14 protein-coding genes are annotated in these 25046 nt (G+C 53.2%); 2 read left to right on the top strand and 12 right to left on the bottom strand.

What is annotated here, in order from left to right; all coding sequences use genetic code 11:
- From DW089_RS09500 to tig, 9 genes are all read right to left on the bottom strand, one after another.
- The coding region (locus DW089_RS09500; protein WP_199614800.1) for a hypothetical protein at positions 1-4169 on the bottom strand (4169 nt) is incomplete at its 3' end.
- Positions 4170-4880: 711 nt separating this feature from the next.
- Positions 4881-9392, bottom strand: coding sequence for an autotransporter outer membrane beta-barrel domain-containing protein (locus DW089_RS11375; protein ID WP_233547589.1), 4512 nt, complete (start codon positions 9390-9392; stop codon positions 4881-4883).
- 600 nt (positions 9393-9992) lie between these two features.
- Entirely contained in the window at positions 9993-10844 is an 852-nt protein-coding gene (locus DW089_RS09490) for an aldo/keto reductase (RefSeq protein ID WP_105326177.1), read from the bottom strand.
- A gap of 218 nt (positions 10845-11062) precedes the next feature.
- Entirely contained in the window at positions 11063-11485 is a 423-nt protein-coding gene (locus tag DW089_RS09485) for a ferritin family protein (RefSeq protein WP_105326178.1), read from the bottom strand.
- A 145-nt stretch (positions 11486-11630) separates the two neighbouring features.
- Positions 11631-12266 carry a ribosome biogenesis GTP-binding protein YihA/YsxC gene (gene yihA / locus DW089_RS09480; RefSeq protein ID WP_105326179.1) on the bottom strand — a complete coding sequence of 212 codons (636 nt, stop codon included), beginning with the start codon at positions 12264-12266 and terminating at the stop codon, positions 11631-11633.
- 1 nt (position 12267) lies between these two features.
- Positions 12268-14586, bottom strand: coding sequence for an endopeptidase La (lon, locus tag DW089_RS09475; RefSeq protein WP_105326520.1), 2319 nt, complete (start codon positions 14584-14586; stop codon positions 12268-12270).
- 60 nt (positions 14587-14646) lie between these two features.
- Positions 14647-15918: an ATP-dependent Clp protease ATP-binding subunit ClpX gene (gene clpX / locus DW089_RS09470; RefSeq protein ID WP_105326180.1), complete on the bottom strand. Its 1272-nt coding sequence runs from the start codon at positions 15916-15918 to the stop codon at positions 14647-14649.
- Positions 15919-15954: 36 nt separating this feature from the next.
- Complete coding sequence (gene clpP / locus DW089_RS09465) at positions 15955-16554, bottom strand: ATP-dependent Clp endopeptidase proteolytic subunit ClpP (protein WP_105326181.1); 600 nt, start codon at positions 16552-16554, stop codon at positions 15955-15957.
- 20 nt (positions 16555-16574) lie between these two features.
- The gene (tig, locus tag DW089_RS09460; RefSeq protein ID WP_118287187.1) at positions 16575-17915 is read right to left on the bottom strand and encodes a trigger factor; all 1341 of its coding nucleotides are present in this window, start codon (positions 17913-17915) and stop codon (positions 16575-16577) included.
- Between the two features lie 408 nt (positions 17916-18323).
- Between tig and DW089_RS09455 the strand changes: the two genes are divergently transcribed.
- Positions 18324-19727 (top strand): sodium:alanine symporter family protein, encoded by a 1404-nt coding sequence (locus DW089_RS09455; RefSeq protein ID WP_105326183.1) that lies wholly within the window; start codon positions 18324-18326, stop codon positions 19725-19727.
- Positions 19728-20306: 579 nt separating this feature from the next.
- On the opposite strand, the gene DW089_RS09450 is transcribed toward DW089_RS09455, so the two are convergent.
- From DW089_RS09450 to DW089_RS09440, 3 genes are all read right to left on the bottom strand, one after another.
- A complete protein-coding gene (locus DW089_RS09450) occupies positions 20307-21308 on the bottom strand; it encodes an NAD-dependent epimerase (protein WP_105326184.1) in 1002 nt (333 codons plus the stop codon).
- A gap of 14 nt (positions 21309-21322) precedes the next feature.
- Positions 21323-22489: a nucleotide sugar dehydrogenase gene (locus tag DW089_RS09445; protein ID WP_105326185.1), complete on the bottom strand. Its 1167-nt coding sequence runs from the start codon at positions 22487-22489 to the stop codon at positions 21323-21325.
- A gap of 102 nt (positions 22490-22591) precedes the next feature.
- The gene (locus DW089_RS09440) at positions 22592-23425 is read right to left on the bottom strand and encodes a carbon-nitrogen hydrolase family protein (protein WP_105326186.1); all 834 of its coding nucleotides are present in this window, start codon (positions 23423-23425) and stop codon (positions 22592-22594) included.
- Positions 23426-23775: 350 nt separating this feature from the next.
- Here DW089_RS09440 and DW089_RS09435 point away from each other — a divergent pair, with 350 nt between their 5' ends.
- Positions 23776-24996 carry a sulfatase-like hydrolase/transferase gene (locus DW089_RS09435; protein ID WP_158572361.1) on the top strand — a complete coding sequence of 407 codons (1221 nt, stop codon included), beginning with the start codon at positions 23776-23778 and terminating at the stop codon, positions 24994-24996.
- Positions 24997-25046 lie beyond the last annotated feature (50 nt).

The raw sequence follows: 25046 nt of genomic DNA, 5'->3' as shown, positions 1-25046 counted from the left end.
CCGGATACGGTGCCGCCCTTCAGGGTAATGGTATTGTTGCCCACAAAACCTGTGGCATAGCCGCCGTAGATTCCCTGGTCAATGGTACCGCCGTTTACGGTAACTGTATTGTACGTTGCCGTATCGGTCTTAGCGCCGTAGACGGTGCCGTCCACAGAGCCGCTATTCAAGGTGACCGTGTTGCCGCTGGTAATGCCTGTGCCGTCATAGGCAAAGACATTTCCTGTAATGGTCGGTCCGTCTGTAGTAGCTGTGCCAAGGGTAACGGTATTGCTGCCGCCGCCTGTACCGCCGGAGGCGCCGTAGACCGAGCCCGTCACGCTGCCGGCTGAGATGGTGACCTTGTTATCCCCCGTGTCACCGCCGCTCGTCGTATAGGCACCATAGATATCCGTGGTCAGGCTGCCGCCTTTGACGGTGACGCTATTGCCGCTGCTGAGGGCCAAATAGTCCGGGTCGTAATCCGGGTAGGTCGAGGCTACTCCATTGGAGCTGATATCCACGTAGTCTACAGGTTTTTCCCCAATAATTAACGTTAGGGATTTGCCGTCCTTGCTTTTGACCAGATAATAGCCCGTCTGGGCAAAGCCGCTGTCCGTCAGAAGGCCCACAGTTGCGGTCTTAAGGCCCGTAATGCCGTTGGTGTCGGTCAGCAGGGTGATGGTCTGACCCTCTGTATAGCCCGTCAGGTCGTTAATACCCGCCTTGATGGCAGTGCCTGTCACATCGGCCGAACCCGTAACGGTAAGCATCGTGGCGCTACCTGTATTCTTCGCGTCTTCCGGCACGTAGAAATTGATATTCTGGAAATTGCCCAGGTTCACTACACTGTTCCCCAAGGTATAGACATTCAGGGTATTGTTGGACAGCGTCGAACCCGAACCGCCGCCCCCATAGAGGCTAGCGCCGGATACGTCCGTGCTGTACAGGTTGATGACATTGCTGCCCACAGAGCCGTTTTCCGAGTAGCCGCCGTAGATGTTGCCGCTCACGGTACCGTCGTTCAGGTTGATGACGTTTTCGTCGACGGAACTGCCGCTGGTGCTGTAGCCGCCGTAAATGCCGTTTTTGACAGTGCCGCCGTTCACAGCAATCGTACTGCTTGTGACCGCATCAGCGCGGCCACCATAGACTGTGCCGTCTACAGAACCACTGGCAATAGTAACTTTGTTGCCGCTGGTAATGCCTGTGCCGTCGTAAGCAAAGACATTCCCTGTAATTTTCGGACCGTCCGTAGTGGCTGCACCAAGGGTGACGTTGTTGCTGCCGCCTGCGCCACCGTAGGCGCCATAGACGTCGCCGGTGACGGTGCCGCCCAAAAGGGTGACCGTGTTATTATCCACAACGCCGCCATTGCTATTACTGCTATAGGCGCCGTAGATATTGCCTACAGAGCCGCCGCTCACCGTAACCGTATTGTACGTTGCCGTATCGGTCTTGGCACCGTAGATCGTGCCGCCTACAGAGCCGCTGGCTACGCTCACTGCGTCAAAGCTGGACACCCCGGTGCCGTCATAGGCGTAGACATTTCCTGTAATGGTTGGCCCATCCGTGCCGCTGGCGCCGAGAGTAACCGTATTGCTGCCGCCGCCTGTACCACCGGAGGAGCCGTAGACCGAGGCCTGCACCGTGCCGGCCGTGATGGTGACCTTATTGTCGCCTGTGTCGCCGCTGGTGGCCTTGGCGCCATAGATGTCCCCGGCAAAGTTGCCGCCCGTAAGGGTGACGCTGTTTTGCTGCTGGCTGGAAAGATAGTCCGTCTGGTAATCCGGATACGACGCCGTATTGCCATTCGTAACGATAGTAACGTAATCCGTCGGTTTCTCGCCAATGGTGAGGACGATGGCTTTGCCATCCCGGGACTTGGTGAGATAGAAACCGGTCTGGGCAAAGCCGGCGTCCGTGATCGTACCCACAGTGGCACTGGTAAGGCCCGTAAGCCCATTGGCATCCGTCAGGAGCGTAATCACCGTGCCGTCCGTGTAGCCTGTAAGGTCTTCTATGCCCGCCTTAATGGCTGTATTGGTGATATCCGCTGTATCCGTAACAGTGAGCATCGTAGCGTTTTCTGTGCTTTTGGCCGTATCGGGGATATAGAAATTGATATTCTGGAAGCCGCCCAGGTTCACCACACTGTTGCCCAAGGTATAGACGTTCAGGGTATTGGTGTCCATGCCCGAGCCCGTTCCGGCCGCGCCGTAAAGGCTGGCGCCCGATACGTCGGTACCTTTCAGGTTGATGTTATTGTCGCCCAGGGAGCCGTTTTCGGAATAGCCGCCGTAAATAGCGCCGGAGACTTTGCCGCCCAGGAGGTTCAGCGTGTTGCTATTGATGGCACCGTTGGCATCACTGGTGCTGTAGGCGCCGTAGATGCCGCCTGTGATGGTACCGCCGTTTACGGTAATGGTATTGTAGGTCGCCGTATTGCTCTTGGCGCCGTAGACCGTGCCATTAATGGTGCCGCTGTTTACGGTAACTTCGTTAAAATAGGTCGTCCCCGTACCGCTGTCACCCAGAACATCGCCTGTGATGGACGGGCCGTCTGTACCGACTGCGCCGATACTGACCTTGTTGCTGGTACCACCGTCGCCGCCATAGCTGCCATAGATGGAGCTGGTATAGGTGCCGCTCTTGACGGTAACCACGTTATCGGCGGCACTGGTCAGGTAGCTGGTCTGATAATCTCCGTAGGACGCAGTGGTGCCGCCTGTGGTAATTTCTACGGCATCGCCTGCCACCGGTGTCACGTCGCCGGAATCACTGGAGCCGGAATTTCCCGAATCGGAACCACTGCCGGAGCCGGAATCACCGGAGCCAGAGCCGCTGTCGTCCGTTTTCGTGCCGATGGTCAGGGTAACCGCATGGTTGTCTGTCGTCTTAGACAGATAAAACCCGGTCTGGGCAAAGCCTGCATCTGTCAGGGTGCCAAAGGTGACGCCATCAAGCCCAATAATACCGTTACTGTCCGTCAGAAGGGTAATGACCTGATTCGTCGTAAAAGCATCGATATTTTCCACGCCAGCACTGATGGTGCTGCCGGTCACATCGGCCTTCCCCGTAACAGTCAGCATGGTAGCATTGGCCGTCGTGGCAGCCGTGGCAGGAACATAGAAATTGAGATTCTGGAAGGCGCCCAGATTCACCACACTGTTGCCCAAGGTATAGACGTTCAAGGTGTTGTTTCCTCTGCCGGTGGCGCCGACACCGCCATAGAGGCTGGCGTCAGTGAGTGTGCCGCCGTAGAGGTTGATTGTGTTGCTGTTGGTCTCGCCCTCTGTGGAGTAACCGCCGTAAATATCACCGGTGATGGTACCACCTTTGATGGTGATAGTATTATTTTCAGCGATGCCGCTGCTGTAGCCGCCGTAGATCCCCTGATCGATGGTGCCGCCATTTACGGTCAGCGTATTTTGCGTAGCCAAGCTCCCCCAGCTGCCATAGACGGTACCTTTCACCTCGCCGCTGTTAATGGTAAGGCCATTGGCATAGGCCCACCCGGACGTGCCATAGGACCCATAAAGAGAGCCGCCAATAGACGGACCGATAGTGCTGCCCTCGGTGCCCAGGGTAACCGAACTGCCGGAGCCGCCAGCTCCATAGCTGCCGTACACATTCCCTTTTACCGTACCCCGGTCAATTTCTACACTGTTGCTGCCGACATCCCCTTGTTCCGAATAGCCGCCGTAAACAGAGCCGCCAATGGAAATATCGCCGGTATTGCTTGCATCCGTGCCTACATAGACGTGGTTATTATTTGCGGTACCGCTTTGGGCATAGCCGCCATAGACGTTTCCCTGTACGGTGCCGTCATGGATGGTTACCGTGCTGTAGGTCGCTATATCCGGGTCATAGGTGCCGTACAGGTTTTCCGTGACGGTACCATTATTTAAGGTAACCGTATTGGAGTCCGAGTAGCTGCCGCCGGAGGTACCCATACCACCGTAGGCAGAGCCGGTAATAGTGGTGGCTAGAGTGACCGACCCAATGGTCAGGTTATTGCTTTCCACCCCGTCGCCAGTGGCCGCATACACAGGACCGGTCTGGTCCGCTGTGACCGTTAGGTCCGCAGCCAAGGCCCTACCAGGAATGGCCAGTCCCCCAGCCAAAATCCCCAGCAGCAATACTTTTGTCAGTTCTTGTTTTCTCCCATTCACTGCAAGCTGTTTCATAATAGATTTTTCATTTTCCCCTTTACTTCAGAGCCCTGGACTTCTGCTGCAGGCTTCCTGTACCCTGCACAAAAAGCACCACCCCATTCAGAATTCCAGCAGCTATTTCAACAAATGTGCGTCAAAGCCATAAAATGACGGCCAAAACCTTTTTAGGGGATTTTGCATCATCTTAGTTGGATTTGAAAGTATTCTGTACTGCTTGTACCCGGTCTGATAGCAGCCAGGCTGAGTTTGATTGCGACTGCGCAGCTTCGTTTGCCTTTTCTTGCAAGGACAAAACGAAGACAATACACGCCCTCCTTTTTATAAAAGTTAATATTTGTATAATAATAATTATTATTTATTTTATATCGTTTATTATATCATAGTTTGCTTACTACAAATTGCGTATAAGTATATTCTTATGAATCTTAGGCATTGGCCTATGCCCATAGTGCATAAGCACTACAGAATTTCTATACTCCTGCACGCATCCAAAGAGAAGTGTAAAAAATTGTCCACTTACCCTGGTAAACCTCCAAAGAATTTCGTTATAAACCAGCGATTCCAGGGAAAAAAGTAATTTTATGAACTATTTCTGGCATAAAAAATACACTGCAAGCACAAAATACAACTGCAGCAGTGTATAAAAAAATTGTTTTATTTTGGTTTTCCCGTTAAGCCCCAAACCCCAGAGCCGTTTCTGGTTCCGGGGTTTTGTTTATCCAATTAGAAGTGGTACTGGGCGCCCACACTGAACTGGGTACCTTTCTGCTTGCCCATCCACTGGGTCAGCCGTACATCGGCGCTCCAGGGATTGGTCTGGCTGGCCTTGCTGCTCCAGCCCAGTTCCACCATACCGCTGCCGCCTTTCACCTCGGGGCTCAAGGTAGTCAGGTCATGGTAGGAAGCCCGGGCGCCGCTGCCGAACTCATAGTCCCAGGCCAGGCCTGCGTACAGGCTCTGGTTTTCCCGGTAGTTCCGGGTCCAGCGAGTGCCAATCCGGCTGCGGTAGGAGTTTACGCTGTCAAATTCGTAGGGTGCACTGCCCAGGCTGCTGTGCAGGTGGGTTTCCGCACTGTTCATATGGGTGTAGAAGAACCGGGCGTATACGTCCAGGCTATCCTTGTCCGTCAGCTGGAACTCCCGGCCAGTGCCAATATGGGCCGCCGTATAGGTGCCGTCCAGGTCGTAGCTGGCATTATAGCCCGCAATGGCGCCGCTGTAGTCCCCCTGGGTATGGCCCACCCGCAGGCTCCCCTCGGTGTACATCCCATTGGCATTATCCTGGCGTACCAATAGGCCGGCCCCGTAATACGTATTTTTCCCGTCTCCCCGGGCGCCGTCGTCCAGGTGGCTGGTGTAATTGCCATGGCCATATTCCACAAAGGGCATAAGTAAGGCCGTATGTTTCCCGCTGGGCAGCTGCCGGGCAAAGCCCAGCTCTGCATTCATGCCGTGGTTCTTCACATAGGAACCGGTTTCATACCGGAGGTCATTGGCTCCCAGCACCGCAAACAGCTGGTACTGCTTCTGAATGTCCCGGCTCTGGTCCTGGGCAGCCAAAATCCCCTGATTCACCATAAAGTCCCCGGCATTGTTCAGCATACCCAGGGCTGCTTCCCGGGCCTCCACCAGGATTTTGGTATCCGGATTCAGGTGGAGGGCCAGGAGCTTGTCCTCACTGCTGGAGTCAGTGCTGGTGTTGGTATTGGCATTGGTGTTCGTATTCGTATTGGTATTCGTGTTCGTATTGGAGTTTGTATTGGTGTTGGTGTTGGTGTTATCCGGATTGTCATCATCCTTGGCATCGGGCAGGGTGGCATTGCTGCTGCCGATGGTGAGAAGCACGGTTTTGCTGTCCTTGGACTTGGACAGGGTAAAGCCCGTGGTGGCAAAGCCTGCATCGGTAACTGTGCCAAAGGAAGTGGTATCCAGGCCCGTAATGCCGTTTTCGTCCTGGAGCAGGTTGATGACGGTCTTTCCCGTATAGGCGCTGAGATCGGACACCCCGGCGCTGATTACCGTATCCGTTACATCAGCCTTCCCCGTTACCGCCAGCATAGTGCTGCCGGTGCGGGTGGCAGCCGGCACGTAGAAGTTGATGTTCTGGAAGTCCCCCAGATTTTCTACGGTGTTTTTCAGGCTGTAGACATTCAGGGTATTGCCCCCGGTGGTGCTGCTGCCCACGCCGCCGTAAAGGCTGGCCCCTGTCAGGCTGCCGCCGTACAGGTTAATGGTGTTGTCGCTGGCCGCCCCCTGCTCGGAATAGCCGGCGTAAATATCCCCGCTGACGGTGCCTCCCTTGAGGTTAATGGTGTTGTGGTCCACGGAGCCGTTGGTGGCGCTGTAGCCGCCGTAGATGCCGGTTTGCACCGTGCCGCCGTTCATATTGACGGTATTGTACGTGGTTCCCAGGCCCCTAGCCCCGTAGACTGCGCCGGCGATGGTGCCGCTGTTCACGTTGACCGTATTGTCATAAATGGTTCCCGTACTGTCGGCCCCGTAGACGTTGCCATTCAGGGTGGGACCCACGGTTCCGGCCGCCCCCACGGTAACGCTGTTGCCCTGGCCCTTGACCCCGTAGGCGCCAATGATATCGTCATTCACCGTACCGGAGGCCACGCTTACGGCGTTGTTTACGGCCTTGCCGCCGTTGGTATAGGCGCCGTAGACCTTGCCGCTGATGGTGCCGGAGTAGTCGTCGATACCGTTATGGTCCACATCCCCTTTTTCCGAGTAGGCACCATAGACATTGCCGCTGATGGTACTGGCGGTAATCTTCACTAGATGACCGGAGAGGTTGGTGGAACCAGTGCTGTAGGCGCCATATACATCATTATTGAGATTCTCGCCATTGATGTCCTTGGTATCTGTGTTTTGACTGCTGCCGGCAATGGTCAAAATCACGGATCTGCCGTCGGAAGACTTGGTAATGGTCATTCCCTCTGCGGCAAAGCCGGAATCGGTAAGAATGCCCGTAGTGGCCGTAGCCAGCCCGGTAAGACCGTTCTCGTCTGTGAGGAGAGTAAGGGTCTTGCCGCTGTAGGCCGCCAGGTTGGTTACGCCGACGCTGATGGTACTGTCAGTAATATCTGCGTTCCCTGTAACAGTAAGCATGGTATCCCCGTCCACCGCCGTACTGGGCACATAGAAATTCAGATTCTGGAAGCCGGAAATATTGGCCACCGTATTGCCTACGGTGTAAACGTTCAGGCTGTTGCCGCTGACACTGCTGCCCACGCCGCCATAGAGGCTGGCCCCAGTCAGGTCGCCGCCGTACAGGTTGATCATATTGCCGGAGACGGAGCCAGCTTCGTCATAGCTGCCATAGACACTGCCGGTCACCTTGCCGCCGTAAATGGAAACGGAGTTATAGTCGTGGGAGCCGCCTTCTGTGCCGTAGCTGCCATAGATGTTGTCCACAGTGCCGCCATAGATACTGACGTAGTTGTGGGTGGCCGTAAAGCCCCGGGCGCCGTACACATTGCCAGCCACCGTACCGCCGTACAGATTGACATAGTTGGTGGTGGTGCTGCCGCTGGTATCCGCAATATCCGTACCGGACACGTCCTGGGTAACGGTGGGACCGTCTGCGGAGCCTTCGGCTCCAAGAGTAACCACGTTATCCGCACCGCCGGTGCTGTGGGCGCCAATGACGGAACCTGTGACAGTGCCGCTAAGGACCCGGACCTCATTGCTGAAGGCGTCGCCCCCGGCAATATAGGAACCGTAGATGTCCCCTGTCAGGTTCCCGCTTTTCACGGTGACAATGTTGGAATCCTTGGCTGCCAGGTAGGACGTCTTATAATCCCCGTAGGTGGTGGTGCTGCCGGCAGAGGTGATTTCCACGTTGTTGCCGGTGGTGTCGGGGGTGTCCTCGGAGCCAGAGTCAGCAGGTTTGGTGCCGATGGTGAGAAGGACCGAGTTGCCATCACTGGCTTTGGTCAGGTAAAAGCCAGTCTCAGCAAAGCCCGCATCGGTGAGGGTGCCAAATTGTACCCCGTCAAGGCCGGTAATGCCGTTAGCGTCTGTGAGAAGGGTAATCACCTGGTCCTTGGTAAAGCTGTCGATATTTTGTACCCCGGCGCTGATGGTGCTGCCCGTTACGTCGGCTGTACCGGTGACGGTGAGCATGGCGGCTGTATTCGTTGCGGCTGCTTCCGGAACGTAGAAGTTCAGGTTTTGAAAAGCAGCGAGGTTTTTCACGGTATTGCCTACCGTATAGACGTTCAGGGTGTTGTTAGTAGGAGCGCTCCCATTACCACCGTACAAACTGGCATTGGTAAGATTGGTGCTGTAGAGGTTGATGGTGTTATCGCTGGAGCTGCCGGCGCCGGCGTAGCCGCCGTAGATTGTGCCCGAGATGGTACCGCCGCTGAGGGTGATAATGTTATGGTTTACTTGGTCCCCGGCAGTACTGTAGCCACCATAGAGGCCGTTTTGGAGGCTGCCGCCGTTTACGTGTACTTCATTGTAGGTGGCTGTTTGGCCTGCCCCGCCATACACAGTGCCTGCCACGGTGCCGCTGTTAATGGTTACTACGTTTTGGAAGGTCGTACCACCCGGAGTATTGGCGCCATAGACACGGCCGCTGATGGTAGGACCTGTGGTGCTGCTGGCGGCACCCAGGGTAACCGTACTGCCGGCGCCGCCAATGCCAGAACCGCCGTAGACAGAGCCGGTTACGGTGCCCCGGTCAATTTCTACACTGTTGCTGCCGGCATTGTAGGTTTCCGAATAGCCGCCGTAGACATCGCCGCCGATGGAAATGGTGCCCGTATTCGCTGTATCAGTGCCTACATACACGTGGTTGTAATCCGCCGTACCGTTTTGGCTATAGCTGCCATAGACGTTTCCCTGCACCGTACCGGCGTTGATGGTGGTCGTACTTATCGTAGCCGCATCCGTATCGTACGTGCCGTACAGGTTTTCCGTGACGGTACCATTATTTAAGGTAACCGTATTGGTGTCCGAGTAGCTGCCGCCGGAGGTACCCATACCGCCGTAGGCCGAGCCGGTAATGGTGGGGCCTGGAGTGACCGACACTGAGCCAATTGTCAGGTTATTCAATTCTACGCCATCGCCGGTGGCCGCATACACAGGACCGGTCTGGTCCGTTGTGACCGTTAGATCCGCAGCCAAGGCCCTACCAGGAATGGCCAGTCCCCCAGCCAAAATCCCCAGTACCACCAGTTTTGCCAATTCCTGTTTCCGCCCGTTCGTAAATACCTGTTTCATAAAAATCGCCTTTTTCCCCTTTTCCATAGCCATAGGTTCTGCTGCAGGCTTTCCATACCCCCGTACAAAAAGCACCGCCCCATACAGAACCCCAGTGGCTGTTTCCACAATTGCCTTAAACGCTGGTCAAAGCCCGGACTCCTGTCAGGCCCTTTTGCAAGGACTGGTCAGCAGCCTGGCCCGCTTGAAAAGCATTTGAAGCAGTTCGTTTAAAGCACTCTGCCGAAAGCAAAGGGAGGCACCAGCGCCCCCCTGCCTCCTTATAGAAACTCATATTTGAATAAAAATCATTATTTCTTATTCTGTACCATTCATTATAACACGCTTTCCTTAACAAAACACATTCATAAGCATCTTCTTATGAATATTAGTTGTAAACCTATGCCAAAAAGGAATCAGCCCTACAAAAATTGTTGATGCAGTTAGATGATTTCTATAAAATAACAAAGGTTCTCTGCCGATTCAGGAGAATATGTAAAAGTATTTGCTTATGCCAAAAAACCTAACGGAAACTTTTGCTTTTAGAAATTCCTGACAGCATAAAAAATACACTGCAAGTCCCAGAGGAAACTTGCAGTGTACAAAAAGTAATTTATTTTCTTAGTCGTGGACCCGGTAGTTTTTCAGCAGCAGTTCTCCCATCCCCGGCGTTTCCGGGTCATGGCTGCCCTTGCCCGTATCCAGGGCACGGATCTGTTCCATTTCTTCTGCCGTCAGGGCAAAATCAAAAATAGCCAGGTTCCCGGCAATCCGCCCCGGGTTGGTGGATTTGGGCAGGACAATCAGTCCGTCCTGCACCTCAAAGCGCAGGATTACCTGTCCCACATTCTTGCCATACTTCTTGGCCAGGGCCTTGAGCAGCGGCTGCTGCAGCAGAGTTGTGTCCCCATGACCCAGGGGCTTATAAGCTTCAATTTTTACATTTTGAGGGGCCAAAAGCGCCCGCAGTTCCTTCTGCTGGAAGAAGGGATTGCACTCCACCTGGTTCACCGCCGGCAGGGAGTCAAATTGGGGCACAAAGGAATTCCAGATTTTAGGCGTCATGTTGCTGACCCCAATGGACTTTACCTTGCCGGCCTTTTGGGCCGCTTCCAGGGCTTTCCAGGCTCCAGGTACGTCCCCATAAGGCTGGTGCAGCAGGTACAGGTCCACATAGTCCGTGTCCAGGTTCTGCAAGGAAGTATCCAAACCCTTGGTAGCAGCCGCAAACCCGTAGTCCTGCAGCCACAATTTGCTGGTGATAAAAATTTCCTCCCGGGGAATGCCGCTGTCCTTCACTGCCTTCCCCACTTCAGCTTCGTTGAAGTAGGCCGCTGCCGTATCAATATGGCTATAGCCTGCCTTCAGGGCTTCCAAAACCGCCTTATAGGTGGAGCCATCATTGGGGATCAGGAACACCCCAAAACCCACTGCGGGGATTTGATTTCCATCGTTTAACTTAACATATTCCATGTTGTTTCTCCTTTCCCAGAAAAGCAGCGCCCCAAACTGCAGCCGCTGCCCAAACACTTTGTTCCCCTTTATTGTAGAAGGCTGCGGCCCCGCTGTACAATGCCAATCCCGAACCCCGGTATACGCCCAGCGCATACCTCCACCTGCCGTTGCCCCAAAGCAAAAATGACCTGCAAACCCCGTAGGTTCTGCAAGTCATTTTCGTACCACTGTAACGCTTATTTATAGCTGATGCCGTGGGCTTCAAATACCTTGGCCAGCCGCCGGGCGTGTTCGTCTTCTTCCGGGATGGTGGCGGCAATTTCGTCAGCAATTTCCGGCAGGCCCGCGTCCCGTACCTGCTGGGCCAGTTCCAGCAGCTTTGTCCGGGCCCCGGCTTCTGCCTGGTAAAAGCCTACGGCCCGTTTCCACAGGGCAGCTTCTCCTTCTGCGCCCGGGTTCAGCAACGCCCCGTATTTGCCTCCGTGGAAGGCATCTTCAGCGGCGTTGGCCAGCATAGCCTCTGCCAGGTCCTCCAGGCCATAGCTTTTAGCCTGGGCCGCCAGCACATAATAGGCGTTGGCACCGTTTACTTCTGCCCCGTGCAGGGTCTTTATCAATTCTTCTATGGCCGTTCCTTTGGCCGTCAATTTTGGATTCATGGTATAGCCTCCTTATAACGACAGTGTCCTGGAAGCCAATCTTCCAGGACGGCTGCTGCCTCATTATACCATAGTCCTGGGGTTTGTTCCGGTTTCCCCAAAAAGAAAAGGATTGGCCCGGCTAAGCCGTTCCAATCCTTCTCTTTTAGTTTTCTACCAGCTGATCCATAATCCGGTTGATCAAATCCTTCCGGGTTACATGGGAAGATGAGCTGTAGGTGATAATCTGGTCGTCCCTGAGGCCAAAGGTTTTCTGGTACAGGGCTTTCTGGCTGGCCACTGCGTTCTTGGACAGCTTGTCCGCCTTGGTCAGGATGACCATCAGGGGCAGCCCCAGATTCAGCAGCCATTGGTAGCAGTCAATATCGCTTTCCATGGGAGCATGGCGAATGTCCATGAGTACACAAACCAGTTTCAGGAACTGGGAGTTTTCCATGTACTTGCAGATGAAGGCAGACCATTCGTTTTTGTTTCCCTTAGACGTCCGGGCAAACCCGTAGCCGGGCAGGTCCACCGCGTACAGGGTGTGGCGCTGCACCTCTTCCTCCACCTGGCGCTTGGCCTGGAAGGAGTAGAAGTTGATGGTTTGGGTTTTGCCGGGAGAACTGCTGACCCGGGCCAGGCCCTTACGCCGGGCCAAGGAGTTCAGCAATGAGGATTTGCCCACATTGCTCCGCCCGATAAATGCCACCTCATCAATGGTATCCTGGGGATACTGGGTGGCTTTGACGGCGGAAGCTACATAGTCCGCTCCGATGATATCCCACTGGGTTGTTGTCATGTTATTCCTCCAAAGCCAGTTTGGTCACCTGATCCATATGCTCTACAGGAATGAATTCCATATCAGCCCGGACATTTTCCGGAATTTCTTCCAGATCCTGTACGTTCTGTTTGGGAATCAGCACCGTCTTCACCCGATACCGATGGGCAGCCAGCACTTTTTCTTTCAGTCCGCCGATGGGCAGAACATGTCCTGTAATGGTGATTTCACCTGTCATGGCCAGGTCGGCCTTTACTTTCCGTTTCGTCAGTGCCGATTCCATAGCCGTAGCCATGGTAATACCGGCGGAAGGACCATCCTTGGGAATGGCACCTTCAGGTACGTGGATGTGGATGTCCACCTTTTCATTGAAGTCCGGCTCCAGACCCAGTTCTTTGGCCCGGGAACGGATATAGGTGAAGGCTGCCTGGGCAGATTCCTTCATCACATCTCCCAATTGACCGGTGAGCACCAGTTTGCCCTTGCCCTCGCAGACCACCACTTCTATCTTCAGCAGTTCGCCGCCTACGCTGGTCCAGGCAAGGCCGGTGCAGACGCCCACTTCGGATCTGGCCCGCATATCGCTTTCCAGGAAAATAATGGGTCCCAGGAAGTCTTTCAGGTTGGACGGGGTTACGGAAACCTTCTCCACTTTCTCTTCCACAATCTTCCGGTCTGCCTTCCGGCATACCGTAGCGATTTTCCGCTCCAGATTCCGGACGCCGGCCTCCCGGGTGTAATCCCGGATAATGTGCTGGATGGTGGCAGCACTCAGGGTCAGGTTCTTGCCGGTCAGGCCGTTGGCCTTCCGTTCTTTGGGCAGCAGGTGCAGCTGGGCAATCTTCAATTTTTCATCGTCGGTATAGCTGCTGAGTTCGATGACTTCCAACCGGTCCAGCAGAGGCGCCGGAATGGTTTCCACCGTATTGGCGGTTACAATCCAGAATACGTTGGACATATCATAGGGGAACTCGATGTAGTGGTCGCTGAAATGGCTGTTCTGTTCCGGATCCAGCACTTCCAGCAGGGCGGAAGCCGGGTCACCCCGGAAGTCAGCCCCCAGTTTGTCCACTTCATCCAGCAGGAATACCGGGTTGTCGGCGCCGCAGTCAATCATGCCGTTGATGAGACGGCCGGGCATGGCGCCAATATAGGTGCGGCGATGGCCGCGGATTTCGGCTTCATCCCGAATACCGCCCAGGGAAATCCGGGTGAATTTCCGGTGTACAGCCCGGGCAATGGATTCGGCCAAGCTGGTCTTGCCTACGCCGGGAGGTCCTACCAGACAAATGATAGGTCCCTTGTTGGTTTTGGTAATGGCCCGTACTGCCAGGTAATCCAGGATACGTTCCTTTACCTTCTTCAAACCATAGTGGTCCTTATCCAGGACTTCCGCAGCCTTTTTCAGGTCATAGTTTTCCCGGGTAGTCTTGCCCCAGGGAAGGGACAGCACCGTGTCCAGATAGTTGCGGATGACGGCACTTTCGGCCATCATGGGCGGCATCTTGTACAGCCGGTCCAGTTCCTTTTCCAGCTTCTGCTTCACGTCCTTGGGAAGCTTCAGCTTGCTCATTTTCGCTTTATATTCATCTACTTCGGACTCTTTATCGGAGCCTTCATCCAATTCCTTGTTGATGGCCTTGAGCTGTTCCCGAAGGTAATATTCTCTTTGGTTTTGTTCGATCTGTTTCCGGACCTGGGCAGAAATATCCTTTTCCAGGTTCACGATTTCCAGCTCTTTGCACAGATCGGTGTACAGCAGCTTCAGCCGGGTCTTTACATCCACGGCTTCCAGGATTTTTTCCTTTTCATCTATTTCAATGGTCAGGTACCCGGCAATCAGGTCGGCAATCCGGCCCGGATCTTCCTGGTCCTTAAAGGTCAGCAGCACTTCGGAATTGACTTTCTTGGTGGCAACCACCCACTGTTCGAAGGTCTGCTCCATCATCCGGCGCAGGGCTTCCACTTCAGCGGAGTTGTCAATAATATCCGGGCGCTTTTCCACGTAGGCTTCCAGATTCATGCCTACGGCATCTACTACGGAAATCACTTCTACCCGTTCCAGGCCTTCCACCAGGATACGCATGGCTCCATTGGGCAGCTTCAGCATCTGCTTCACTTCCGCAATCACACCAAAGGTATACAGGGACTTGGCCGTCGGATCGGCATCTTCAGCAGAGCGCTGGGTAACCAGCAGGATCTGCTTGGTGGTGTTCATGGCGGTTTCTACAGATTTAATGGAGCGTTCACGCCCCACGTCCAGGTTGATGATCATTCCAGGGAATACGATAATCCCCCGCAATGGCAGTAAAGGTAATCTTAAACTTGTTGCATCCAACATGGTTTTCACCGTCCTTACGTATAGAGAAAAAGGGAAAAGGGATATCCCTTTTCCTTTTCTCTAGGCATTCTTTCTTGTGTCGTTTTTCTTTTCCTTCAGCACCAGGGTGGGTTCCTTTTTGTCGGTGACCACTTCTTTGGTGACGATGCATTTTTCCACATCGTCCCGGCTGGGCACTTCGTACATCACATTCTTCATGATGTTTTCGATAATGGCCCGCAACCCTCTGGCGCCTGCATTCCGTTCCAGGGCTTCATGGGCGATGGCTTTCAAGGCACTGTCCTCGAATTCCAGGTCCACATGGTCCATGGCCAGGAAACTTTCGTACTGCTTGGTCAGCGCATTCTTAGGTTCGGTAAGAATCCGCACCAAAGCGCTTTCATCCAACTTGTCCAAGGTCACTACCACCGGCAGCCGGCCTACGAACTCGGGAATCAAGCCGTACTTCACAAAGTCCTCTGGCAGCACTTTCCGGAAAACATTTTCATCCTTCTTCTGCTGGGCAGTGGCGATATCCGCACCAAAACCCATACTCTTTTTGCCGGTACGGGCGTTGATCACGTTCTCCAGGCCCGCAAAGGCCCCACCGCAGATAAACAGGATATTGGTGGTATCGATTTGAATCAATTCCTGATGAGGATGCTTACGGCCGCCCTGGGGAGGCACATTGGCCACGGTCCCTTCCAGGATCTTTAGCAGGGCCTGCTGTACACCTTCACCGGATACATCCCGGGTAATGGAGGGATTTTCCGATTTCCGGGAAATTTTGTCGATTTCATCGATATAAATGATACCCCGTTCTGCAGCAGGGATATCATAATCAGCATTCTGGATCAGGCGCAGCAGAATGTTCTCCACGTCCTCCCCTACATAGCCGGCTTCCGTCAAAGACGTAGCGTCGGCAATGGCAAAGGGAACCCGCAGGATTTTGGCCAAAGTCTGAGCCAGCAGCGTCTTGCCGCTGCCCGTGGGTCCCAACATCAAGATGTTGGACTTTTGCAGTTCCACATCCGAATGGTGGGCGCGCTCATAATTGATCCGCTTGTAGTGGTTGTACACCGCTACGGACAAGGTTCTCTTGGCATCTTCCTGTCCGATTACGTATTCGTCCAGGATTTCCTTGATTTCCTTGGGTTTGGGCAAATCCGTCAGCGTTTCTGCTACCGGTTTGCTCAGGTCCTTCTCCAGCATTTCATTGCACAAGGCAATGCATTCGTCACAAATAAACACGTTATGACCCGCAATGAGCTTTTTCACCTGGCTCTGCTTTTTGCCGCAGAACGAACAGGTATACTCCGGCCCCTGGGGATTCATCTTATCATCAAATGCCATCTGACACCCCTCCTAACAGCCAGGGCAAGATGGGTCTTACCCCTTACTAATGGAATGCGCATTTTCGACCACCTGGTCTACCAACCCGTATTCCTTGGCTTCCATACTGGTCATGAAATGATCCCGTTCCGTGTCCTCTTGGATCTGTGCAGGGGTCTTTCCCGTATGGAGTGCCAAAATGTTGTTCATCTCTTCCCGAACCCGCAGGATTTCCCGCGCATGGATGGCAATATCCGTTGCCTGTCCTTGGGCCCCGCCCAGCGGCTGATGAATCATCACCCGGGAATGGGGCAGTGCGAACCGTTTTCCTTTGGTTCCGGCAGCCAGCAAAACAGACGCCATGGATGCGGCCATACCCACACAAATGGTGGACACATCCGGGCGAATGTACTGCATGGTATCATAAATCGCCAGTCCGGCGCTTACACTGCCGCCAGGGCTGTTGATATAGAGATGGACATCCTTATCCGGATCTTCGGATTCAAGGAACAGCAGCTGGGCAATAATCAGGTTGGCCATGTGATCTTCAATTTCGCCGGTGACGAAAATGATCCGGTCCTTTAACAGCCGGGAATAGATATCATAGCTCCGTTCGCCTTGACTGGTCTGTTCTACCACAATAGGTACATAAGGCATGCCGTCCACCTCCTGCGGTTTTATTTTTCTTCAGCAGCAGCCGTTTCTTCAGCAGCAGCTTCTTCTTTCTTGGGAGCGTTCTTTGCGCTGTCGATAACCAGCCGAGCAGCCTTGCGGCGTACAATGTTGGCAACCAGCAGAGCCAGGGAACCATTTTCTTTTACGATTTTCTCAACTTGTTTAACCGTTGCGCCATGGGCAGCAGCCAGCTGAGCCAATTCGTTTTGTACTTCTGCATCGGAGATCTTCAGGCCTTCAGCCAGAGCAATGGCATCCAGAACCAGGTCGGTTTTGATGTTGGCCAGAGCTACAGGTTTTTGTTCGTCCCGATAGGTCTTTACATCCTTGCCCAGATAGGACAGGTACATGGGCAGGCTCATTTTGTGGCTTTCCAGGTTCATGGCCAGTTCGTCAATCATCTGGTTGGCACGTTGTTCTACCATTACTTCAGGAACTTCGAATTTGGCGTTTTCAACAGCCTTTTCGATGAGTTTCCGTTCGTATTCGGACTGGGCACGGTCAGCTTCTGCCTTCTTCATGCGGTCCAGGGTCTTTTCACGGAATTCGGCAACGGTCTTGCTGTCGGAATTCTTGGCAATCAGTTCGTCGTTAACTTCGGGAACTTCCTTCACCTTTACGTCTTGGACGTTGACTTTGAACACAGCAGCTTTGCCAGCCAGTTCTTTGGAGAAGTAGTCTTCCGGGAAAGTAACGTTTACATCAGTGGAATCGCCTTTGCCCAGGCCTACCAGCTGATCTTCGAAACCAGGAATGAAGCTGTTGCTGCCTACTTCCAGAGGATAGCCTTTGCCTTCGCCGCCGGCAAACGGTTCGCCGTCAATGGTGCCAGCGAAGTCGATGGTAGCCAGGTCGCCTTTTTCCAGTTTCTTGCCTTCCGGAGCTTCTACCATTTTGGCAGCGCGGTTTTGCAGTTCTTCAACGGCTTTATCCACGTCAGCTTCGGTGATTTCTTTTTCTTCCTTTTGAACATCCAGGTCCTTATATTGGCCCAGTTCCGGTTCCGGACGCAGGGTGATGGCCAGGGTCAGGTCCAGAGGTTCGCCTTCTTCAAATTTGGAATCTTTGATTTCAGGGTCGGACACAGGAACCAGCTTGTTGTCTTCCAATACTTTTCTATATTGTTCATTGGCGACGATTTCGAAAGCTTCTTCCTTGATGGCATCCTTGCCTACGTGCAGTTCCAGCACACGGCGGGGAGCTTTGCCTTTACGGAAGCCAGGGATCGTTACTTGCTTGTTGATCTTGGCAACTGCTTTGTCAAAGGCTTTTGCTACATCTTCTACCGGTAAATTGATTTTTAACGTTGCTTCATTACCATTTCTTTCTACGGAAACGCTCATTAAAAAAATCCTCCTCACATTGCTGTCAGCCACAATCCATGTATCTCGCTAAACAGACTATCTGTAATTACTTAAAAAACCGCTCATATAGCATAGCACAAAAGGCATAAATAAGCAACTTTTTGTAAGGAAAGACGCCGTTTTCGCCTTTTTCGGTACGTTAAAGGGATAATTCATTATATTAGAAAAACTTTTTAGGTTCCCGGTAAAATATTTATGTAAAACAGCGTCTTTTCCTCCCCAAAATTGTATAAAGTATTCTTTACCATGTTAATTCAATAAATCTTTAACAATCTGTTAAAAAACCTTTGTATTGTTCGCCTTGATAGTATATAATTCAAGCAACAAAACATTATGATATTCTGTATTACATGTACAGGTATCAAAACAACAAGGGAGGAACAAACAATGTCTCAAATTCTCACCACGCTGGACGACGTACTGTATTACCCCATTCTGGTCATTGTTTTGCTGGTAGCCGGTATTTATTTTACTTACCGCACTCGTTTTATTCAAGGCCGCTGGCTGACCCAATGCATCCGCGTAGTCATGGAGAAACCTGAAAAAGAAGGGTCCATTTCTTCTTTCCAGGCACTGATGGTTTCCACCGCATCCCGGGTGGGCACCGGCAACATCATCGGGATTTCCACTGCCCTGTGCTTGGGCGGCTTTGGTGCCGTGTTCTGGATGTGGCTGATTGCCATCATCGGCGGTTCCACTGCCTTCATTGAAAGCACCCTGGCGCAGGTCTACAAACGCCGGGACGAACACGGCGACAGCTACGGCGGCCCTTCCTATTATATTGAAACCGCCCTGCACAGCAGAGGCCTGGGCTGCGCTTTCGCTGTAGCCCTGATTGCTACCTACGCCGGCGGCTTTAACCTGCTGGCTTCCTACAACCTGCAATCCACCTTCGCCGTCTACGGCTTCTATGACAAGGTAACCACCCCCTGGGTCATCGGCGGTATCCTGGCCGTACTGGTTGGCTACTGCATCATCGGCGGCGGCAAACGGATCGTCAGCGTCACCGAAAAACTGGTTCCCTTCATGGGCATCCTGTACGTACTGCTGGCCCTGGTGGTTATTGTAATGCACCTGGATATGATTCCCACCGTTCTCGTCGAAATTTTTTCCGATGCCTTCAACTTCCAAAAGATTCTGGCCGGCATTGGCGGTTCCTGCATGATGTACGGCATTAAACGCGGCCTGTACTCCAACGAAGCTGGTGTGGGCAGTGCGCCTAACGCCGCTGCCGCTGCTGACGTAGCTCACCCTGCCCAGCAAGGTCTGGTACAGATGCTGTCCGTATTCATCGATACCGTGCTCTGCACCGCTACCGCTTTCATGTGCATGTTCTCCGGCGTTATTCCCACCAAGGAAATGGCTGGTGCCCCCTATGTACAGGCTGCTGTACAAGTGGACTTTGGCGCTGTTGGCCCCATCCTGATCACCGTGGCCATGGTACTGTTTGCCTTCACCACCCTGATTGGCAACCTGTTCTACGTGGACAACTGCCTGAACTACCTGAACCACAGCAAGACCCCTGGCAAGAGCTTCATGACCCTGTACCGCATCCTGGCCGTTCTGGTTATCTTCGTAGGTGCCGGCATGACCATGGACAACGCCTGGGCTGCTGCTGATATCACCATGGCCTTCATGTGCCTGGTAAACATTCCTTCCATCATGGCCCTGAGCAACACCGCCCTGAAAGTAATGGACGACTACGGCCGCCAACTGAAGGAAGGCAAGAAACCCGTATTCAAAGCCAAGAACATCGGCCTGGATACCTCCAACCTGGACTATTGGAAATAACCTCCCTGTACAAAAAACCTCTGCCGCTTGGCAGAGGTTTTTTTATTTAAAATAGAAGTTGTGCAGACCACACTAGCCATTAAGAGGACTGTAAAATAATGAAACTTCTATCGTCGCCTGCGGCGACACTTCCTACACGTTTTACGGTCGCATCCAAATGTCAATGCAGTTTCTCAAGGACATTTGGAATATGCGACCTATGTGATAGCCGTCCAAGAAGCAAGTCCGTTAGGACGCCGCTGATTGGAAACGGCGAACCACTCAGGAAGCGTTCTATGCCGCTACTGGTCAAGTTCTAGAGGGGAATAGAAGTAGAAATTTATCTACATGCCATAGATTACTTTCCTATACCCGTTTTGCACATGACCAGTATGGGGTTAAGACCGGCCCCTTCAAGCGTGAAGGGGCTGGCAGTCCGTAGGACTGACTGAGGAAGTTTTGAGGCTTGGATACGGCTATAAAAAACGACTTGCGAATTCTTTTGCACTCGCAAGCCGTTTTTTCTTTCGGGAATAAGTATTTCTTCACACCACCAAATGAGGTTTTATCCACGCCCATCCAGCGGACCGTCCCACCTCGTCAGCGATAATACTTCTTATACCACTGGGCAAACTGGCTCAGCCCCTCCCGGATAGAGGTCTGGGGCTTAAACCCAAAGTCCTTTTCCAGCTCACTGACATCTGCATAGGTCTGGTACACATCCCCGGGCTGCATGGGCAGGAATTCCTTCTGGGCCTTTTTCCCCAGCACGTCCTCCAGGGTTTCAATAAAGGTCATGAGCTTTTCCGGATGGTTGTTGCCGATATTATACAGCTTGTACCGGTCCCCGGTTTCGTTGGGTACCGGCGGATTGCACAGCATCCGTTCTACTCCGGCGACGATATCGTCCACATAGGTGAAGTCCCGGTACATATCCCCCTGGTTGAAAATCTTGATGGGTTCCCCCGCCATAATCTTCCGGGTGAAGCTGAAATAGGCCATGTCCGGCCGGCCAAAGGGCCCATACACCGTAAAGAACCGCAGCCCCGTAGCCGGAATGCCGTACAGGTGGCTGTAGGTATAGGCCATCAGCTCATCGGATTTTTTGGTGGCCGCATACAGGCTGATGGGATGGTCCACCGGGTCCGTGGTGGCAAAGGGCGTCTTCTGCTGGTTGCCATACACCGAGGAACTGGAAGCATACAGCAGATGCTCCGGCTGAAAATGCCGGCAGGCCTCCAGGATATTGAAGAAGCCGATAATGTTGGAGTCAATATAGGACCGGGGATGGTCAATGCTGTAGCGGACCCCAGCCTGGGCCGCCAGATTCACCACAATATCCGGTTTAAATTCGTCAAACAGGCTATTTACGGCGCCGGCATCGGCCAGGTCCCCGCAGGTAAAGGAAAACGAGGGATACAGGTCCAATTCCCGCAGCCGGTCCAATTTCAGATGCACATCGTAATAAGGATTCAGGTTATCCAGCCCTGCCACCTGGGCGCCCAGGGACAGCAGCCGCTTGGCCAGGTGGAAACCGATAAAACCGGCAGCGCCGGTAATCAAGACTTTTTTCTCTGGATCAAAAGGCTTTTTTTCGCTCATGGTCTGCTCCCTTCTTAATCCCGGTCAAACAGGTCCCGGGTAAAGACCTTTTCTTTCACGTCCGCCAGTTCCTCCGACCAGCGGTTGGCCACAATCACGTCGCTGACCTTCTTAAATTCTGCCAAATCCCGAATCACCCGGGAATGGAAAAATTCGTCTTCCTTCAGGGTAGGTTCGTACACCACCACCGGCACGCCCTTGGCCTTGATGCGCTTCATGACGCCCTGGATGGCGGAGGCCCGGAAATTGTCCGAGTCCGTTTTCATGGTCAGCCGGTACATCCCCACCACCGCCGGTTTCCGAGAGAGAATGGTATCGGAGATAAAGTCCTTCCGGGTCCGGTTGGCTTCCACAATGGCGGAAATCAGATTTTGGGGCACGTCCTGGTAGTTGGCCAAAAGCTGCTTGGTATCCTTGGGCAGGCAGTAGCCCCCGTAGCCAAAGGAGGGATTGTTGTAGAAATCACCAATCCGGGGATCCAGGCAAACCCCGTCGATAATCTGTCGGGTGTTCAGGCCCCGGACCTGCGCATAAGAATCCAGTTCGTTGAAATAGGCCACCCGGAGCGCCAGGTACGTATTGGCAAACAGCTTGATGGCTTCCGCTTCCGTAGAGCCCGTAAACAGCACAGGCACGTCCTTTTTGGCAGCCCCTTCTTCCAGCAGCTGGGCAAACCGATGGCCTGCCGGCGTATCGCTGCCCACCACGATGCGGGAGGGGTACAGGTTGTCATGCAGGGCCTTCCCTTCCCGGAGAAATTCCGGAGAAAACAGGATATGGTCCGTCCCGTACTGGGTCCGCATAGCCTCCGTATAGCCCACCGGCACCGTGGACTTGATGACCATATAAGCTTCAGGAGCAATGGAAAGCACCTGCTCAATCACGCTTTCCACAGAGGACGTGTCAAAGAAGTTCTTCTGAGGATCATAATTGGTGGGCGTAGCAATGATGACATAGTCCGCCTCCCCGTAGGCCTCCTGGGGATCCACAGTGGCCCGAAAATCCAATGCTTTATTTTGCAAGAAACGGGAGATATCCTGGTCCTCAATAGGCGATTCTCCCCGATTCAGCATTTCCACCTTGGCGGACACAATATCCAGTGCCACAACGTGGTTATGCTGTGCCAAAAGCAGCCCGTTGGAAATTCCCACGTAGCCTGTTCCGGCAATGGCAATCTTCATGCTATTTTCCCCCTCTATTTCAGTAACACAATACATTCTATTATACCACAAAAGGACCGTGGAATGCCCACGGTCCCAAGGGTTTGGAACGGACTATACAGTCTATTTGGTTCTCGCCAATTGATACACATCCGGCCGGCGATTGGCCAGGGTAAAGGTTTCTTCCCGAACCTGTTTCACATAGTCCAGGTCAATTTCTGCCAGGATTATCCCCGGTCTATTGGACGCCCGGGCAATCACCTGGCCCCAGGGGTCAATGATCAGGGAATTGCCATAGGCCTGGAATTTGGGTTTCTTACCAATCTGGTCCGGGGCAATCACGTAGCATTCATTTTCAATGGCCCGTGCCCGGAGCAGCACTTCCCAGTGGTCCTTCCCGGTATTCACCGTAAAGTTGGCGGGAATGGTCAGCACCTTGGCCCCTTCTAACGCCATCAGCCGGAACTGTTCCCCAAAGCGGATATCGTAGCAGATGGCCAGACCCAGTTTTCCCAGCTCTCCGGCTTCCGCCGTCACCACCTGGTCCCCGGGACATACCCGGTCAGATTCCCGGCTGGTCACCCCGCTGGACAGCACCACGTCAAAGGGATGGAGTTTCCGGTACTTGGCCAGCAGCTGCCCCTCCGGGCTCAGCAGATAAGTGGTATTATAGGGCCGCTTGGGGTCCTGGTCGTTGGTTTCATAAATGCTGCCGGCTTCCAGCCACAGGCCGTAGTCCTTGGCCAGCTGGGCCATCACCTGATAGGTCCTGCCGCCCGGCAGACTTTCTGCATGGTCAGCAATACCCCGGCCCAGGTAGTTCATGCATTCCGGGAACACCACCAGCTGGGCTCCCCGCTGGGCCGCTTCTTTTACGTAATAGGCAGCCGCTTCCAGATTCTGTTCCAGGTTGTCCTGGGAATCCATCTGCACCGCTGCTGCAATCCATTTTGTCATAGGCTATAGCCTCCTTACAAAGCCTGGCAGGCCAGGCATCCAGGGTAATTTCTACAGAAAATGCAACTGTATATTTTATTATACAACGGGCAAAGAAGTTTCAGGGATTTTTTCCAGCTGACATCCCGGTTCACGGTTCATTTTGTTTCAACTCTTTCAATTTTCTTTGATATAACTTATAATAATGGCAAATATTTTTGTCACATATTATACACAATATTGGAGGTTTATCGTTGCAAATTCCGTTACTCGCCCCTTCCACCAAACACAATCTGTGCAGCAGTCTCAAGACTGCTTTGCGCATCGTCCTATTTTTCCTATTGCTCTGGTTTAGTTTCTTTCAATCTCCCTTGCTGCCCCTGCACCACATCACCCAGCTGCGGCTGCTGCGCAGCTTTGTCTTCCTCTGGGGCTGCCTGTTTCTCCAAGAGAGCCTAACCTCCAGGAAGCTCTCCCTGGAGTCCCTTCCCCTGCTGCTCCTGCTGTTATGGCTGGTTCCCTACAGCTATGTTTTTTCCTGGATTCCCGACTATTTTCAAGAAGACGTGGGCAGTTACTGGATTTTCCCCAGCCTGCTGTACACCACCGTCTGGCTGCTGCAGCAACTGCTGCCCCAAGCCGGACGGCTGCAGCTGCCGCTTGGTGTGCTTTGTGCCCTGCCCCTGTGGGGCGAAATCACCAGTGCCATGGCTTATCTGTTTTATTTCGTCCATTACGGCAAACCCATGGATGAGATCATCCTGATGTCCATCATCGCCACCACTCCGCTGGAAGCCTACAACTATTTGACGGCTACGTTTTCCCAGCCCCTGCTGCTTACCATTCTTCTGCTTCTGGCAGGGTCTTTTCTGGCGCTGGTCCATAGTTTGGCCTTCCCCGCTGCGCAGAAAAGCCTGTCGGTAAGCTCCCGCAAGAAACAGCTTGCCGTTTTGGCCTTAGTGTTATACTTTACAGGCAGTTATACCTTTTCCGTCTTTCCCTTGGACCGTTTGACGCATCTATACCAAAAAGGCGGCCCTATGCGCGCTTTTCTGGAGTTAAAGAAAAACCTGCCCCGAAATACACAAAAGCTTCAGCTGCTGTCCCAAGAACAGTTAATTAGTCAAAAAGTTCCCGGAACCATCATTTTGGTCATTGGAGAAAGTGCCACCCGGGATGCCATGTCAGCCTTTGCCCCCACCAGTTTTGATTCCACCCCCTGGGAACGGACCATGAAACAGAATCCCAATTTTTTCTTTTATCCCAATTCCTACGCCAATTTTCCCAACACCATTATGGCCGTAACCCAAGCTCTTACCAGTGCCAACCAGTACAACCGAGTGCCCCTCAAAAAGGCCGTGGATCTTATGAGCCTAGCCAAAAAAGCCGGTTATACCACCTACTGGCTTTCTACCCAGGAAGCCGGGGTTGTCTCCGATGCGGGCATTACCGTCATTTCCCAGCAGGCGGATTACCGGGAAAATTTCAAAGGAACCGATGAAGTGCTGCTTTCCGCCCTTCAAGAAGTTCCTGGCGGCCAGAACAATTTTATTGTACTGCACCTGACCGGCAGCCATTTCCGCTATGACTGAATATACCGATACGATTTTGCCATGTGCACGGACTTTTTTTACCACTCTGC

This window comes from Acidaminococcus sp. AM05-11, assembly GCF_003472805.1.
In the GTDB taxonomy this organism is placed as follows: domain Bacteria; phylum Bacillota; class Negativicutes; order Acidaminococcales; family Acidaminococcaceae; genus Acidaminococcus; species Acidaminococcus hominis.
This window is presented reverse-complemented; position numbering and strand designations above follow the sequence as displayed.